At 64.3% G+C, this 16,026-nt stretch carries 8 protein-coding genes; 6 read left to right on the plus strand and 2 right to left on the minus strand.

Features of this window, described 5'->3' with window-relative positions; genetic code table 11:
- Positions 1–219: 219 nt before the first annotated feature.
- From OKW20_RS04560 to OKW20_RS04580, 5 genes are all read left to right on the plus strand, one after another.
- Positions 220–7,731, plus strand: coding sequence for a type I polyketide synthase (locus tag OKW20_RS04560; RefSeq protein WP_429170500.1), 7,512 nt, complete (start codon positions 220–222; stop codon positions 7,729–7,731).
- A complete protein-coding gene (locus tag OKW20_RS04565; protein WP_043613128.1) occupies positions 7,728–9,143 on the plus strand; it encodes an aminotransferase class I/II-fold pyridoxal phosphate-dependent enzyme in 1,416 nt (471 codons plus the stop codon). Before OKW20_RS04560 ends, OKW20_RS04565 begins: the two co-directional genes overlap by 4 nt.
- Positions 9,144–9,227: 84 nt before the next feature.
- Positions 9,228–10,067 (plus strand): SDR family oxidoreductase, encoded by an 840-nt coding sequence (locus tag OKW20_RS04570; protein WP_429112305.1) that lies wholly within the window; start codon positions 9,228–9,230, stop codon positions 10,065–10,067.
- A gap of 97 nt (positions 10,068–10,164) precedes the next feature.
- Positions 10,165–11,757 carry an LTA synthase family protein gene (locus OKW20_RS04575; protein ID WP_429170504.1) on the plus strand — a complete coding sequence of 531 codons (1,593 nt, stop codon included), beginning with the start codon at positions 10,165–10,167 and terminating at the stop codon, positions 11,755–11,757.
- Between the two features lie 28 nt (positions 11,758–11,785).
- Complete coding sequence (locus OKW20_RS04580; RefSeq protein ID WP_429170506.1) at positions 11,786–13,099, plus strand: capsule biosynthesis protein; 1,314 nt, start codon at positions 11,786–11,788, stop codon at positions 13,097–13,099.
- 21 nt (positions 13,100–13,120) lie between these two features.
- Here OKW20_RS04580 and OKW20_RS04585 read toward each other — a convergent pair whose 3' ends face one another.
- Positions 13,121–14,308 (minus strand): MFS transporter, encoded by a 1,188-nt coding sequence (locus tag OKW20_RS04585; protein WP_429170508.1) that lies wholly within the window; start codon positions 14,306–14,308, stop codon positions 13,121–13,123.
- Between the two features lie 48 nt (positions 14,309–14,356).
- Here OKW20_RS04585 and OKW20_RS04590 point away from each other — a divergent pair, with 48 nt between their 5' ends.
- Positions 14,357–14,881 (plus strand): Lrp/AsnC family transcriptional regulator, encoded by a 525-nt coding sequence (locus tag OKW20_RS04590; RefSeq protein ID WP_034797032.1) that lies wholly within the window; start codon positions 14,357–14,359, stop codon positions 14,879–14,881.
- Positions 14,882–14,917: 36 nt separating this feature from the next.
- Here OKW20_RS04590 and OKW20_RS04595 read toward each other — a convergent pair whose 3' ends face one another.
- The gene (locus OKW20_RS04595; protein ID WP_043613132.1) at positions 14,918–15,928 is read right to left on the minus strand and encodes a KpsF/GutQ family sugar-phosphate isomerase; all 1,011 of its coding nucleotides are present in this window, start codon (positions 15,926–15,928) and stop codon (positions 14,918–14,920) included.
- Positions 15,929–16,026: the final 98 nt, after the last annotated feature.

Genomic DNA, 16,026 nt, shown 5'->3' on the forward strand with positions numbered 1-16,026 from the left:
GGTTTGTCGCCCAATCCGACTTGGACTGGCGTTGACAGCGTGTATATCTTCAGTCTTTGGGGTTGAAAGCTAGGGACTTTAAGTTAAAAGCTGACTAATGAGGCGGAACGAATATAGCTGGGGATAGCCCACAAGCATGACGATTGGCGATTGCATTTCGACCTCCGCCGCGCAATCGCAGGTGCAACTTTAACGGCATTTTAGAGCGTTCGATCATACATGGCTGTTGAGATTATTGGGCGTGCATGCCTCGCCCCTGGAGCAGAATCGCCCTCGGCGTTGTTCAAACTTCTACGTCAGGGCAAGTGCACCGTCACCAGCATTCCATCGGATCGCTGGGACGTCGCGCGATTCTGGCATCCCGTCATGGGCACGCAGGGGAAGACCTATTCCTTCGCGGCCGGCGTGCTGGATCAACTCTACGATTTCGACCCGGCCGTCTTCGGCATGTCGCAGCGCGAGGCCATGTATATGGACCCGCAGCAGCGCGTGCTGCTACAGCTTGCCTGGCGGGCGCTTGAAGACGCCAACATCTCGTCGACGTCGCTGCACGGCGAAAACGTCGGTGTCTATATCGGCGCATCGAGCCTCGACCACGCCAACCTGACGGTCGAGGACCCGGCAGCGGCCGGCCCCTATTTCATGACCGGCAACACGCTGTCGATCGTGTCGAACCGCATCTCGCATATCTTCGGCCTCAGCGGCCCGAGCATGACGGTCGATACCGCCTGTTCCTCCTCGCTGGTCGCACTCGACCAGGCGATGCGGGCACTGACATCGGGCGAGATCGACACGGCGATCGTCGGCGGCGTCAACATTCTTGCCCACCCCCTGCCCTTCGTCGGCTTCGCCCAGGCGCGCATGCTGTCGCCGGAAGGCCTCTGCCGCGCCTATGACAATGACGGCGCCGGCTACGTGCGCGCCGAAGGCGGCGTGGTCTTCGTGCTGCGCCGTTCTGATCGCGCACGCCGCGAAAAAGACCGCAGCTATGCGCGCATCGTCGCGACGGGCGTGAATTCGGCCGGGCGCACCAACGGCATTTCGCTGCCGTCGCGCGAAGCCCAGGCCAATCTGCTGAGAGCGATCTACGAAGGCAACGGCATCGACGCCAATCAGGTGGCCTTCGTCGAGGGCCACGGCACCGGCACCAAGGTCGGCGATCCGGCAGAAGTCTGGTCGATCGGAACGGTCATTGGCGCCAAGCGCCGGGCGCCCGTGCCGATCGGCTCGATCAAGTCGAACATCGGCCATACCGAACCCGCCTCCGGCCTCTTCGGCATGCTGAAGGCCATGATGGCGCTCGAGAACAATTACCTGCCGGCGTCGCTGCATTTCGATACGCCGAACGAGCATATCGATTTCGACGGCCTGAACGTTCGCGTCACGGCAAACCCGATCGAGCTTCTGCGTGGAAAGCGCGCGCGCCTCGCCGGCATCAACTCTTTCGGTTTCGGCGGCGCCAATGCACACGTCGTCATCAGCGATCCGGAACCGGCGGCCGATGAAAAGGCCATTAATCCGTCGTCCTCGGGACACGTGTTCCTCGCGAGCGCCCATACGCAGTCGAGCCTGGAAGCCCTTCTCAAGGATTACAAGACGGCTTTCGCGCATGCTTCCAAGAGTGAAGCCCGTGCGATGATCGCCGCATCGGGTGCCAACCGCACCCATATGCGCCATCGGTTTGCCGCCCGTAGCGACCAGCCCGAAGATATCGTCCGTGCGATCGCCAGCCACCTGGAAAAGCCCGGCTCGGATATCGGCGAGGTCGGCGAGGCCGTCGCTCGCGACGCCAAGGTCGCGTTCGTGTTCTCCGGCAACGGCTCGCAATGGGCCGGCATGGGGGTGGAAGCCTTCCGTGAAAACCTGCATTTCCGCCAGTGTTTCACCTCGGTCAGCGCGCTGTTCAAGTTCCACTCGGATATCGCGCTTACCGATCTCCTGACCGATCCTGATCTCGACAAGAAGCTTGCCGACACGAAGATCGCCCAGCCGCTGCTCTTTGCGGTGCAGGCCGCCCTGTCGGATTCGCTGGTTGCCATGGGCATCAAGCCGGTCGCCGTTTTCGGCCACTCCGTCGGCGAAATCGCCGCGGCCTACGCGGCCGGTGCACTGTCGCTCGTCGATGCGGTTTCGATCGTTGCCAAGCGCTCGCTGCATCAGGACCTGCTTGCCGGCCATGGCACGATGGCTGCCGTCATGCTCGGTGAAGAGGCTGCTCGCGCTTTTGCCGAGGCTCGCGGCCTTGACGAACTCTGCGTTGCTGCGGTCAACGCCCATAACTCCGTGACGATCTCGGGCCCGGCCGAACAGATCTCGGCCTTCCGCGATGCCGCCCGCAAGGCGAAGATCCCGGTCCAGATCCTCGACATCAACTATCCGTTCCACCACCCGATCATCGACCGGGCGAAGGATGCCTTCCTTTCGGACATCCCCGATATCGCGCCGCGCCGCACCGAACTCGCCTATCTCTCGACGGTGACGGGTGCCGCACTCGAAGGCACGCAGCTCGATCCGGAATACTGGTGGAAGAACGTTCGCGAGCCGGTCCGCTTCCAGGCGGCCGCAGAAGCCGCGATCGAGATGGGCTGCCGCCTGTTCATCGAAATCTCGCCGCGCCCAATCCTGTCGTCCTACGTCAAGGAGACGATCAAGCAGGCAGCCGCCCCCGGCATGGTGGTGCCGACGCTGCTCAGGGACGTCGCCGAAAGCGGCCAGGATCCGATTTCGGCCGCGATGGCGCGTGCCGTTGCGCATGGCGCCGTGGTCGACACAACCCGGGTCTTCGGCAAGCGCAATGCATCGATCGCCCTGCCAAGCCTGCCGTTCGAGCCCGTCGAGCTTCGCCCGGCGGCGACGACCGATGCCACCGACCTCTTCGGCCGGATTGCCAGACCTTACCGCCTGACCGGCTGGCGCAGCGATCCGAACAGCGGCAGCTGGAAGAACCATGTCGACGCCCATCTCTTCCCGGACCTTGCCGAACACGTGGTGGACGGCAAGGCGATCTTGCCGGGCAGCGGCTTCATCGAGATCGCCGTTGCAGCGGCACAGCAGTTCTACGGCAGCGACGAAGTCGAGATCACCAATCTCGAAATCGTCCGGCCGCTGGAACTCAGCGACACGAAAATCATGGAGCTGTCGACCGTCCTCTCGCCAGAGACCGGCGACCTCGAGATCCGTTCGCGCGAACGGCTGTCGGAAGACGACTGGGCCGTACATGCGGTTGCCCGCTGCCGCAAGCCGCTGCCGGCCGGGGATCGCGCCTATCCGTCGCTTGCGGGCCTCGCCAAGACGGCAACGGTGGCACCGGGCCGCGCCTATGAAACGGCACGGCAGTTCGGCCTCGACTACGGTCCCCGCTTCCAGCTGCTCGCGAAAGCAGTTGCCTACGGCGATCGCCTCGTCGATGTAGAACTGAAGACGGCCGACGCCACCGGACACCCGCTGGTCAGCTATGCTCTGAACCCGATCTCGGTCGATGCGACCTTCCACGGCCTGGTGGCGCTCTTCGACCGCTTCACCGGCGACAAGAGCGGCGCACCCTATATCCCGGTCCGTTTCGGTTCGGTCCGTGTCGTCAACGGCGGCCTGCCGATCGCGCGCGCCATGATCGAAATCGAACGTGTCAGCGCCAACTCGATCAAGGCGAAGTTCCACTTCTTCGGCCAGTCGGGCGAACCGATCGCGCATTTCGAGGATTGCCGTTTCCGCCGCACCTATCTGCGCAAGCACAAGACGCTCGACGCGCTGTCCTTCCACTACGAGGCAGTACAGTCGGAAGCCGTCCTGCCGGGCCTTCTGCGCAACAGCCTGGCACCGGTCTCGATCGCCATGCCGGCCGCCGGCGAGGCTGGCATCGACAACGCGACGCTGCTCTTCAATGCCGCGATCTACCGCGCCTGCCAGGAGATCGCCCTCAAGCTCGGCAAGGGTCGTTCAACGATCCAGGGCGGCAGCCTGCCCGGCGATTTCGCGTTCCAGTGTTTCCTGACGAGCTGCCTCTACGTGCTCGAAGATGCCGGGCTTTGTGAGCACAAGGATGGTGTCTGGACCGTCGCGCAGGAGTTCAACCTGCCGAGCGTGTCTGAAATTCTGAGCGAACTCTACGGCGAACGGCCTGACCGCGCCGTCGAAGCCGTACTGATCAACAACGCCTATGCGGAAGCGCTTGCCCGCATCGACGCCTTGCACGCGGGTGACGAAGCGGCCTCGGGCTCGAACTTCATCAGCGACGCCACGATCGACCATCAGGCGGTTCACTCGGAGGCAAGCCGTCAGCGCATGGCCTTCGTGCTGCAAGCGCTCGAAACAACGCTCTCGACGCAGCCCGCCGGAGCGCGTCTGCGCATCGTCGAGCTCGGCAGCGTATCCGCCGGTTTCACTAAGCGGCTGGCGACGCTTGCCGAAAAGCATGGTGCAAGCCTCACCGTGTTCGAAGCACGCGACAACGCCCAGCGCGGCCTTGAGCTCTCCTTCGAAAACGACGCCCATGTACACATCCTCAAGAAAGGCGAACTCGCGACGCTTGCGGCCTTCGATCTCGCCGTCAGCGCTTCCGATGGGTTCTACGGCCTGATCGAGGACGATGTGACGGTTCGCACGGCCTTGCGTACCGCACTGCGTCCTACCGGTGGTATCATCGCCGCGGTCAGCGCGCCGTCGTTGTTCAACGACTTCGCGCTTGGCCTGTCCGAGGGTTGGTTCGCGCGCAGCCAGACGGCGGAGTTTCCGATCGGCAACCTCGCGGCTGCGCCGCACTGGCAGAAATGCCTCGACGATCTTGACCTGCGCGACATCGACATTGCCGACCGCGAATGTGCAAGCGGCAACGTCATCCTGCTCGAAGCGCATGGCACAGCTGCTGCTGCCGCAGACGTGGCGGTACCGGCGTCCAACCCCTACCTGTTGCTGGAGATCGGCGGTCACGAACAGCGCGAACCGTCTGAGACAGCCGTTCGCGTCAGCCTGACCGGCGATGCGACTGCGGACAAGGCCGCGCTCCTGCCAGCCTTCGCGGCGCTGGGGGGCCAACCGCTTCGGGCAGTCTTCCTCGCCTTGCCGACGGCCGCGTCGCGTACCGACGATTCCGCCTCTCTGCAAACGCAGATCCTCGCGCTCGGCACGTTTGCCGAAGCGTTGCGCCAGCATATCGGCGGTGCAGAGCCGGCGGACGACAAGCGGCCCCGTCTGGTGCTTGTTGCGCCTGGTGGCGCTCCGATCGCCAGCCGGACGGTCGGCGCAGCGGTCGCAAGCGACGGCGTCAATGCCGGCCTCTGGGCCTTCGCCCGCGTGCTTCAGAACGAATACGAGTTCCTCGACGTCCACTCGCTCGACATCGACGGTTCGCCGGCGACGGCTGCCCAGATGGCTGCGGCATTGCCGCTGCTTGGCGCCGCTGGAGCAAACCGCGAATGGCTGCTCGAAGGTGACGCTGGCGCTGCGCTTTCGGAGATCCGCGCCGTGCCTGGGCCGGTCGACAATGCGCACGCAGCAACAGCTGCCTTCAAGGCTGCAACCATCCGCCAGCGCGTCAGCTCCCAGGTCGGCAGCATCGTCTGGGAAGAAAGCGACATCCCCTCGGCAGGCCCGGGTGACGTCGTCGTCGCGGTCGCGGCCACCGGCCTCAACTTCCGCGACGTGATGTGGGCGATGGGCCTTCTGCCGGAAGAAGCGCTCGAAGACGGTTTCGCAGGCGCGACGATCGGCATGGAGCTTTCCGGCCATGTGGTCGCGGTCGGCGCCGGCGTCGATGACCTCACCGTCGGCGATGCCGTCATGGCGATTGCGTCCTCCGCCTTCTCGACCCACGCGGTCGTTTCGCGCGCCGGCGTCGCCAGGTTGCCGCAATCGGTCAGCCCGGTCGCCGCAGCGACGGTCCCGGTCGCGTTCCTGACCGCCTATTACGCGATGGTCGAGCTTGGACGGATCCAGCCTGACGAGACGATCCTCATCCATGGCGCCGCCGGCGGTGTCGGCCTTGCCGCTCTGCAGGTCGCAAAGCTGAAGGGCGCCAAGGTCATCGCCACGGCAGGATCGCGCGAGAAGCGTCGCTTCCTGTCGATGCTGGGCGCCGATCACGTCTTCGATTCCCGTTCGCTCGACTTCGTCAACGACGTTCGCGCCGTAACGGACGGCGAAGGCGTCGATCTCGTGCTCAACTCGCTGTTCGCCGAGGCCATGGAGCAGAGCCTGGCGCTGGTGAAGCCGTTCGGCCGCTTCCTTGAGCTTGGCAAGCGCGACTATTACGCCGACAGCAAGATCGGCCTTCGGCCGTTCCGCCGCAATGTCAGCTATTTCGGCATCGACGCCGACCAGTTGCTGGTCAATCAGCCGAAGCTGACCAAGCGGATCTTCACCGAGATCGGTGCACTGTTCGAAGACGGCAAGCTGACGCCGCTTCCCTATCGTGCCTTCGACTTCGACGAAATCGGCAACGCCTTCCGGCTGATGCAGAATGCCGGGCATATCGGCAAGATCGTCGTGCTTCCTCCGGTCGCCGGCACGCATCGTGTCGCCAAGCGTCCGCATGGCGGCATGAAGGTCGATCCGAACGGCATGCATCTCGTCGTCGGTGGCATCGGCGGCTTCGGCCTCGCTGCCGCCAACTGGCTCGTCGAAAAGGGTGCGACGAAGGTCGCGCTCTGCTCGCGCCGTGGCCAGGCGGATGCCGAGACGACGGCGATGATCGATCTCTGGGCGAAGGCCGGCGTTGCCGCCACGGTTCATGCCTGCGACGTCACCGATCCGGCAGCGACGGAGCGCCTGCTCAAGACGCTGCGCGCCGTGGCGCCGCTGCGCTCGATCGTCCATGCTGCCATGGTGCTCGACGACGCGCTGATCAGCAACCTCAACCGCGAGCGCAACCGGCCGGTCATCGATACCAAGGCCAAGGGTGCCGCGGTTCTCGATCAACTGACTAGCGGCGACAAGCTCGACAACTTCATCCTGTTCTCGTCAGCGACGACCCTCGTCGGCAACCCCGGACAGGCGAATTACGTCGCGGCCAACGGCTATCTCGAAGGTCTCGCCCGCGCCCGTCGCGCCCGCGGCCTTGCGGGTCTCGCCGTCGGCTTCGGCGCGATCGCGGACAGGGGCTACCTGGTCCAGAACACGGACGTGAACGACATCCTCGCCAAGCGTATCGGCAAGACGGCGCTGAAGGCGCAGACGGCGCTCGACATGGTCGAAAGCCACCTGGCCTTCGATCCGGGCACCGTCGATGCGGCAACCGTGATGATCTCGGAGATCGACTGGTCGGCGGCACGCAATCTGCCTGTCGCCAAGAACGCCCTCTTCGAAGTCATCCTGCGCAGTGCCGACCAGCATGCGACGGGCGGCGAAGGCACCAAGATGGACCTCGTCGCGATGATCGAGGGCAAGTCGCCGCAGGAAGCCGAGGACATTCTCTTCGATCTCGTCGCCGGCGAGATCGCCGCAATCCTGCGCGTATCGAAGGATACGGTCACCCGCAGCAAGGTTCTGAAGGAAATCGGCCTCGACAGCCTCATGGCCGTCGAACTCGGCATGAGCTTCCAGCAGAACACCGGCTTCGACATGCCGCTCAGCGGCGTCGCCGACAACACGACGGTTGGCGATGTCGCGCGCAAGCTCTATGAAAAGGTGAGCAAGCGCGACCAGAGCGACGATGCCGAACCCGCCGACGACAAGATCGTCAGCGAACTTGCGCAACGGCACGTCGGAACGGCGAAGGAAAAAGCACAAGGCCAATGAGCACGAACGGAAACGGTCCAGGCGCATCCAAGATGACCAGCAGCCTCAAAGAGAACCTGCTGGACCGGATGAGAAACACGCATCAATCCTCCGAGCGCAACCGCATGGCACGCTCGGAGCGGGAGATGCCGCCGCCGGCACGCCGGCAGCAGGCCCGTTTCGAAGACCTGCCGGAATACAAGCAGGTGATGACGCAGAAGTTCGCAAGCGAGCAGCTCGGCATTGCCAATCCGTTCTATCGTGCGCACCAGACGGCGGCGGGCGCGACCACCGTCATCGACGGCCGGAAGCTGATCAACTTCGCTTCCTATGACTATCTTGGCCTCAACCGCCATGCGGAGGTGCTTGCGCGGGCACGCGACACCATCGGCACCTTCGGCATCTCCGCGTCGGCGAGCCGCCTCGTCGCGGGCGAGCGCCCAGTGCATGTGGCGCTCGAAGAAAAGATCGCCAGCTTCTATGGCGTCGATGCTGCGGTCTGCTTTGTCAGCGGTTATCTCACCAATGTGGCGGCGATCAGCTGCCTGATGGGGCCGAAGGACCTCGTCGTCCACGACGAGTTCATCCACAACAGCGCCCTTGCCGGCGTCAAGCTCTCGGGCGCGACACGACGCCTGTTCAAGCACAATGACGTCGCCGACCTCGAACACGTGCTGCGCACCGTTGCCGGCGACTATCGCCGCATCATGGTCATCGTCGAGGGCATCTACTCGATGGACGGCGATGTCGCCGACCTGCCGGCGCTTCTGAAGCTTAGGGCCGAATATGGTTTCTGGCTGATGGTCGACGAAGCCCATTCGCTCGGCGTTCTCGGCAAGACCGGCCGCGGGCTTGCGGAACATTTCGGCGTCGATCCGCGCGAGATCGATATCTGGATGGGGACGCTGTCGAAAACCACGTCGAGCTGCGGCGGCTATATCGCCGGCAGCGAAGCGTTGGTCGAAGTGCTGAAGGCCTCGGCCGGCGGCTTCGTCTACAGCGTCGGCCTTGCGCCGGTGCTGGCGGCTGCGGCTACCGCGAGCCTGGAAGTTCTGGAACGGGAGCCGACACGCACGGCGGCGCTGCGCCGCAACGGCGCCCTCTTCCTCAAGCTTGCCAAGGAAGCGGGCCTGGACACGGGCCTCTCGAGTGGATTTTCCGTCGTTCCGGTTCTGGTTGGCGATTCCTTGCGTGCAGTCCAGCTGTCGAACGACCTGCTTGCCGAAGGCGTCAATGCGCTGCCGATCATCCACCCGGCAGTTCCGGAAGGGCTGGCGCGGCTGCGCTTCTTCATCACCAGCGACCACACGGAAGAGCAGATCCGCCGCACGGTAACGCTGACGGCCGAGCGTCTGGCCGACCTTACCGCACGCAACTTCGGCCTCGGCGGCATCGACATCGACCAGATGATGAAAGCGCTCTCGGCGCGCTGACCTGACCGCGTGTGCTGCCGGGTCATGTGGTTGCCGAAGCAGAGCCGCTTCGCACTCTTCCGAACTCTGGAGCGGAATACCAGCATGACGCATGTGATCATTACCGGTGGCTCGAGCGGTATCGGATTTGCGGTCGCATCGATCTACGCGGCGCGCGGGGCGCGCCTCTCGTTGATCGCCCGCTCCCGTGGCCTCCTGGAAGACGCCCAAGCGAAACTTGTCGCATCCAGCGGGGCGAACGCCGACAGTATCCGGATCGAGGCCGCCGACGTCGCGGTGGAAAGCGATGTCGAAGCGGCGATCCGGCGGTGCGAACAGGCTTTCGGCCCCTGCGACATCCTGGTCGCATCCGCCGGCATCGTCGAACCCGGCCGGTTCGAGGAACTCGACAGCGCCTCGTTCCGGCAGCAGATGGACACCAATTTCTCCGGCACGGTGCATGCGGTCCGCGCTGTCTACGACAGCATGAAGCGGCGCCGGCGCGGCCGGATCATGATGATCTCGTCCGGCGCGGGGCTGCTCGGCATCTACGGCTATTCGGCCTACTGCGCCTCCAAGTTCGCCGTGCACGGCTTTGCCCAGGCTCTGCGTTCGGAAGCTCGTCCGCACGGCGTCAGCGTCTCCGTCTGCTTTCCGCCGGATACGGAAACGCCGCAGTTTCAGCGCGAGCTCGCGGCCCGACCGCCGGAAGCCGCCACGATCATGGGCACGGTCAGGCCCTGGCCAGTTGAAGCGGTGGCCAGGCGGATCGCCAAGGGGACCGACCGCGGCCGGTTCGAAGTCTATTTCGGCACGACGTTGTTTCTCCTTGGCCGCTTCGCTCCCGCCGTTCGTCCCTTGCTCAACTGGTGGTTCGACCGGGCGATTGTGCGGTGCGGCAACACGGCGACGCATAATCGTGGAGTGTCCGAGCACCGGACCTGACGGTGCTTGTACCTAGCATCGATAAGATCTAAGTGTCGGGCGGACGCTGTGCCGCATAAAGCGGCATCGGCCGGCATGAAGACATGAAGGTTTCCGCTTGGCGTTGCTTCCCTTTCAGCTGCACGACTACCCGATAACACTGACGCTTAGTTGTTATCTGCTGTCCTGTGCGGTGATCTTCTTCACCGACCGCTTCGCCTTGCCGAAGCGCGAGCGGCGCGCCAATCCCTCGCCCTTCGGACGCACCCAGGACGTGATCGATGTGCTTGCCCGCCTGCCGGTGATCGCGCTGGTCTTTGCCGGCTTCTTTGCGGGATCCTGGCGTCCGCTCTATGCGGCGGCCGGCACGATGAGCTTCTTCATCATCTTCACCGGCATTTCCCGCGCCAAGTTCAAGTTCATTCGCGAGCCGCTGATCTTCTCGGACATCGCGCTCGTCGTCGACGTGTTCAAGTACAAGACCATCTTCTACGCGAGCTCGCTGAACGTCGTCTTCTGGACCGTCGCCTTCCTCTACGTCTTCGGCGTTTCCGGCCTCTACATGTATTTCGAGCCGGCCATTCTGCCGGATCGGGGCAAGGCCTTCTGGATCCTGGTGATGCTCGGCGTCGCCTATGGTCCCTGGCTCCTGCTCTTCTACGGCCCGGTGAACCGGCCGACGGCGGCCCTGGTGCAGCGGCTGCTCAAGGTCCTCGACGTCAAGATGAATACCGTGCGCTTCGGCACCTTCGGCTCGGTCGTCTTCCGCTTCATCATCTGGCTTGGTGTCCGGCGCGAAAAGATCGTCGCGGAACTCTCGGAAATCGTGCGGGCCGCCGTGCAGGACCTCATCGGCGACGACGGCTCGCCGCTGATCGTCGTCTGGCAATCGGAATCCTTCATCGACATGCGGCACTTCGGCGTCGACACGCTGAACCTGCCGACGCTGGACCGGCTGCGGCGCGAGGCGGTGCAGTGGGGCCGGCTCAGCAGCGTGTTCGAAGGTGGGTATACGCTACGCACCGAATTCGCCGTCATCAGCGGCCTCGTGCCCGACGACATCCATGTCGACGCCAGCTATCCCTATCTGCGCGCGTCGCACTATGCCGATGTCGTCTGGCCCGGAAAGATGAAGCGCGCCGGCTGGAACACCCACTTCATCCATCCCTATGACCGCACGTTCTTCCTCAGGCACAAGGCGATGCCGCAGCTCGGCTTCTCCAAGCTGACGATGCTCGACGGCTTCGACCATCGCCCCGAGCGCGACGGGCCCTATGTCTCCGACGAGAAGCTCGCGGCGAAAGTGATCGACGCCAGCGAGAAGCTGCCCGAAGACGAAAGCGGCTTTATCTTCGTCGCCTCCATGGCCAATCACGGCCCGTGGGAGCCGGGCCGCGTCGGCGATCTTACCAACCCCGTCGATATCTATCTGGCCATCCTCGAGCAGTCCGACGCAGCGCTCAACACGTTGAGCGAGCGCCTCGACAAGCTCGACCGCCCGGTCTGGCTCGTCTTTTACGGCGACCATGCGCCGCTGCTCAAATCCTTCGCCGATCCCTTCCCGGATCCGCGCACGGACTATCTGATCGTGCCGCTCGCCAAGGCGAAGCGGTCGTCCCACAAGCCGGCCGAGCCGAGCAGCGTCGAGGCCTGGAACCTGATCGAGGCGCTTCTCAACCACGCGAATCTCAGAAAGGATACGCTGCGTTAGCGGCGATCGGCGGATGGAGAACGCTTCGATGACATCGGCCGGTGTGGCCGGCCGGCAAAGGCAGCGGGTCTTCCTGTTCCTGCAGGGCCCCTCCTCGCCGATCTTCCGCAAGATCGCCGACCGGCTCGAAGCCCTTGGCCACCGCTGCCTGCGGATCAACCTCAACGTCGGCGACCAGATCTTCTGGCGCCGCAAGGGCGGCTTCAACTATCGCGGCACGGCGGCAGCCTGGCCCGGCTATCTCGAGGCGTTCATCGCCACCCACGGCGTCACCGACATGCTGCTGTTGGGCGAAGAGCGGCCCTATCACCAGGCAGCGACCGCCGTCGCCCGCAGAACCGGCGTCAATGTCGCCATTATCGAGATGGGCTATCTGCGGCCGGACTGGCTGACGCTTGAGCGCAATGGCATGTCGTCGAATTCCCATTTTCCCGTCGATGCCGGGCAGATCCTTTCGGCTGCGTCAAACCTGCCCGAGCCAGACTGGCGCAAGCGCTACAGCCAGACGTTCCTCGCCGATGCGAGCTACGATCTGCTCTACAATCTGCCGAACGTCTTTTTCTGGTTCCTGTTTCCGCACTATCGCCGTCACGCGATTTTTCATCCGCTCGCCGAATATGCCGGCTGGATACGCCGGCTGCTTTCCGAGAAGCGGCGCAACGCCGAAGCGGTGGCGACCGTTGCGAAGTTGCTTTCGGAGGACGTCCCCTACTTCGTCTATCCGCTTCAGCTCGAAACCGACTTTCAGCTCAGGGCGCATTCGCCCTTTCACAGCCAGAAGGATGCGATCGCTGACGTCCTGACCTCCTTCAGCGCCTTTGCCGCGCCGAATGCACGCCTGGTCTTCAAGGTGCATCCGCTCGACAACGACCTGATCCCGTGGCGCAGCTTCATCGAGCAGCACGCGGCAACGCGTGGCTTGAGCGGACGGGTCTTCTATCTGGACGGCGGCAACCTCGACACGCTTGGCGACGCGAGCGCCGGCATGGTCACGGTAAATTCGACCGCCGGCCTGCACGCCTTGAAGCAAGGGCGGCCGGTTAAGGTACTCGGCACTGCCGTCTTCGATATTGCCGGCCTGACGGACCAACAGCCACTCGACGCTTTCTGGCGGGCGCCGCAGGCGCCGGAGCCTGAACTCAGTGTTGCCATGTTCCGCCTGCTTGCGGCGTCGATCCAGGTGCGCGGCAACCTCTATTCCCGCACCGGAACCGATGCCGGTGCGGAAGCGATTGCCCAGCGGCTGCACGAAGACAGCCTCAACGAGCCTGGGGCCTTTGTTGACCCCGCGCCGAGACAGAAGCCTGCGAAACGCGCGCCTTCCGCTTCCCGCCAAGGATAGCCGTTTTTACATCGTGTGGACCTAGCGCGGCGCGAGCGCTGCCGCGATTGCTGCGACCAGCATCAGGCCGGCTGCGGCCAAGGGCAGCGCGGAAAAGCCAGCCTCGCCATAGACGACGCCGAAACCAAGCGTTCCCAAAAAGAGCGACAGATAGGTGACGCCGCTGTTCAGTCCCATGATCGCGCCCCGCCTTGTGGGATCGAGCCCCGTCAACCGCATGATCAGCACGTTGAGACCGAAATGGTTGGCAAGGCCCCAGAAGAACACGACGACCAGCATGGCCGTGTAGGAGCCGCTTGCGGCCGCCATCGCCGCATAGACGCCGGCGACGACCACGAAGATCAGGGGCAGCAACCGGCCGGCGCCGAAGCGATCGATCAGCCGATCGAGCAGTGCTGCCGCACCGAAGCCGAAGCCGTAGGAAACGGCAACAAGGCCATTGGCGCTGAGCGGCAATCCGAGCGCCGCGTGCAGGTGTTCGCCGATATAGGCATAGACGCCGTAGAAGGCGGCCATGAAGGCGGCACAGGCGATCAGCAGCGGCCCGGCGCCACGCACGCCAAGCGCAGCAAGCGGCGACGTCGTCTTGCCGGCGAGACCTTCCCGTACCGGCGCGAGCCTGACGGCAGCGCAGGCAACCAGCGTCGCCGCGGCAACGACGACGTAGACGGCGCGCCATCCCCCGAAGTCGGCGATCGCTGCCGATAGCGGCACACCGGCCACCATGCTGAGCGTCCAGCCGGTCAATACCAGGCCGATCGTCTCGCTCTCCCGTCCGGCCGGCGCGATGACCGAGGCCAGCGTATAGATCGAGGGAAGCGCGATGCCGGTGGCGACGCCGACAACAAGCTGGGCGGCGACCAGGAAGGCGAGCATGGGCGCGAGCGCACTGCCGGCAAGCCCGGCGGCCAGAAGCAACAGCGCGGCAGCCAGAATGCGATGGGGACCGTAGCGATCGATGAAGCGGCCAAGGAAGATGGCGCTGACGGCCGTGCCCAGTCCGAAAGCCGCCGACGCGACCATCACGGAGGGAACATCGGCGCCGAGGCTCCGCGCCACCTCCGGCGCGATCGGACCCAGCGCCAGAGAATTCGAGCCGATGACGCCGATACACACGGTCAGGACATAGGCGAAGGGCGGGATGCGCGCCCTGTCGATCGAGACCCTGTCGATTGGATCTGGCGAAACTTGTTGATCTATGTTCGTCATTCCTTCATTTTTGCAGAATGAAATTCAGCAACAAGAGGAATTCCGGGTATGGACCAAAATACAGATGACGTTCGGCGGAAGCGTCCGCCGGAACGCGACCTCGACGCCATGGACCGAAAGCTATTAGGCGTCCTCGTCGAGGACGCGACCACGAGCTATGCCGAGCTTGGCGAACGCGTCGGACTTTCGCCGCCGGCGGCGCATGAACGGGTGAAACGGCTCCGGCGTTCGGGCGCGATCCGCCGCGTGTCGGCCCTCATCGATCCGGACGCGGTCGGAAAGACGCTGCTTGCCTTCGTCCATGTCGATACGACCGGCTGGGGCAAGACGCAGGCACTGCTGGCGATCGAGGAATGCCCTGAGGTGGAGGAGATCCACTCGGTCGCCGGCGACACCTGCATGCTGCTCAAGGTGCGCACCGAAAGCACGCATGCGCTCGAAGGGCTGCTGGCGCGGCTCTACGACACACCCGGCGTCAAGGCGACGCGCAGCTATGTGGTGCTTTCGACCTATCTGGAACGGCCGGTGCAGCCAGGCACGACGAGCGATTGGCCCGCCGTGGTGAAAGGTTAGGCTGCTTTCGTCAGACGGAGATCCGCTCTGCCGGCCTCAGACGACGCCGGCGCGCAGCAGGTCGTGGATATGCAGGATGCTGACCGGCGCCCCGCCATCATCGACGACGAACAGCACGGTCACCTTGTGCTGCTGCATGAATTCCATGGCGCCGCTTGCGAGCACGTCGCCGCGGATCACGCGCGGATTGCGCGACATCACCGCCTCGACCGGCTGCAGTAGCAGGTCGCCGGACATGTGACGGCGCAGGTCGCCGTCGGTGATCACGCCAGCCAGCTTACCGCCGCCGTCAACGATGCCGACGACACCGAAGCCCTTCGACGACATCTCGATCAGCGCCTCGCTCATCGGGCGGCCGACGCTGAGAAGCGGCATCTGCGCGCCCTCATGCGCCAGTTCGCGCACCAGCCGCAGCTGCGCACCGAGCTTGCCGCCCGGATGGAAAGTCTTGAAGTCCTCGGCCGAAAAGCCGCGCCGCTCCAGGAGCGCGATGGCGAGCGCGTCGCCGATGGCAAGCTGCAGCATGGCCGACGTCGTCGGCGCGAGGCCGTGCGGACAGGCTTCCTGAACCTTCGGCAGGACAATCGGCACTTCGGAATTGCGGGCAAGCACGCTGTCGCGATTGGCGCAGATCGAGACGATCGGCACGTTGAAGCGCTTGGCATAGGTGAGCATGTTGGCAAGCTCGGCGGTCTCGCCCGACCAGGAAAGCAGAATGAGTACGTCCTGCGAGGTGACCATGCCGAGGTCGCCGTGGCTCGCTTCGGTCGGGTGCACGAAATAGGCGGATGTTCCGGTCGATGCCAGGGTGGCTGCGATCTTGCGGCCGATATGGCCACTCTTGCCGACGCCGGAGACGACGACGCGCCCCTTGCTTTCGCCGATCAGTTCGACGGCTTCGACGACACTGCGGGCAAAGATCTCGTCGGCGCCGAATTGATCCGCAAGCGCCTTGATGCCGGCCATCGCGGTCGTCAGCGTCCGGCCGATCGATTCCAAAGCCGCATTTGCGGTGCGATCATCCGCCGATGCATGTCTCAAACCCATGATGACCCCAATTCTGCGAAGACTTAAGCAACAGGCATAAACTTGCCCGCCAGACCATTGACGGCAGATAAGCGCTTTTTCTTGGCAAACCAAGTCTT

This window comes from Ensifer sp. LBL (genome assembly GCF_050435225.1).
Lineage (GTDB): Bacteria > Pseudomonadota > Alphaproteobacteria > Rhizobiales > Rhizobiaceae > Ensifer.

Coding starts and splice junctions, on each gene's coding strand:
- OKW20_RS04560 (WP_429170500.1), top strand. CDS start 220: ATGGCTGTTGAGATTATTGGGCGTGCATGCCTCGCCCCTGGAGCAGAA.
- OKW20_RS04565 (WP_043613128.1), top strand. CDS start 7,728: ATGAGCACGAACGGAAACGGTCCAGGCGCATCCAAGATGACCAGCAGC.
- OKW20_RS04570 (WP_429112305.1), top strand. CDS start 9,228: ATGACGCATGTGATCATTACCGGTGGCTCGAGCGGTATCGGATTTGCG.
- OKW20_RS04580 (WP_429170506.1), top strand. CDS start 11,786: ATGACATCGGCCGGTGTGGCCGGCCGGCAAAGGCAGCGGGTCTTCCTG.
- OKW20_RS04585 (WP_429170508.1), bottom strand. CDS start 14,308: ATGACGAACATAGATCAACAAGTTTCGCCAGATCCAATCGACAGGGTC.
- OKW20_RS04590 (WP_034797032.1), top strand. CDS start 14,357: ATGGACCAAAATACAGATGACGTTCGGCGGAAGCGTCCGCCGGAACGC.
- OKW20_RS04595 (WP_043613132.1), bottom strand. CDS start 15,928: ATGGGTTTGAGACATGCATCGGCGGATGATCGCACCGCAAATGCGGCT.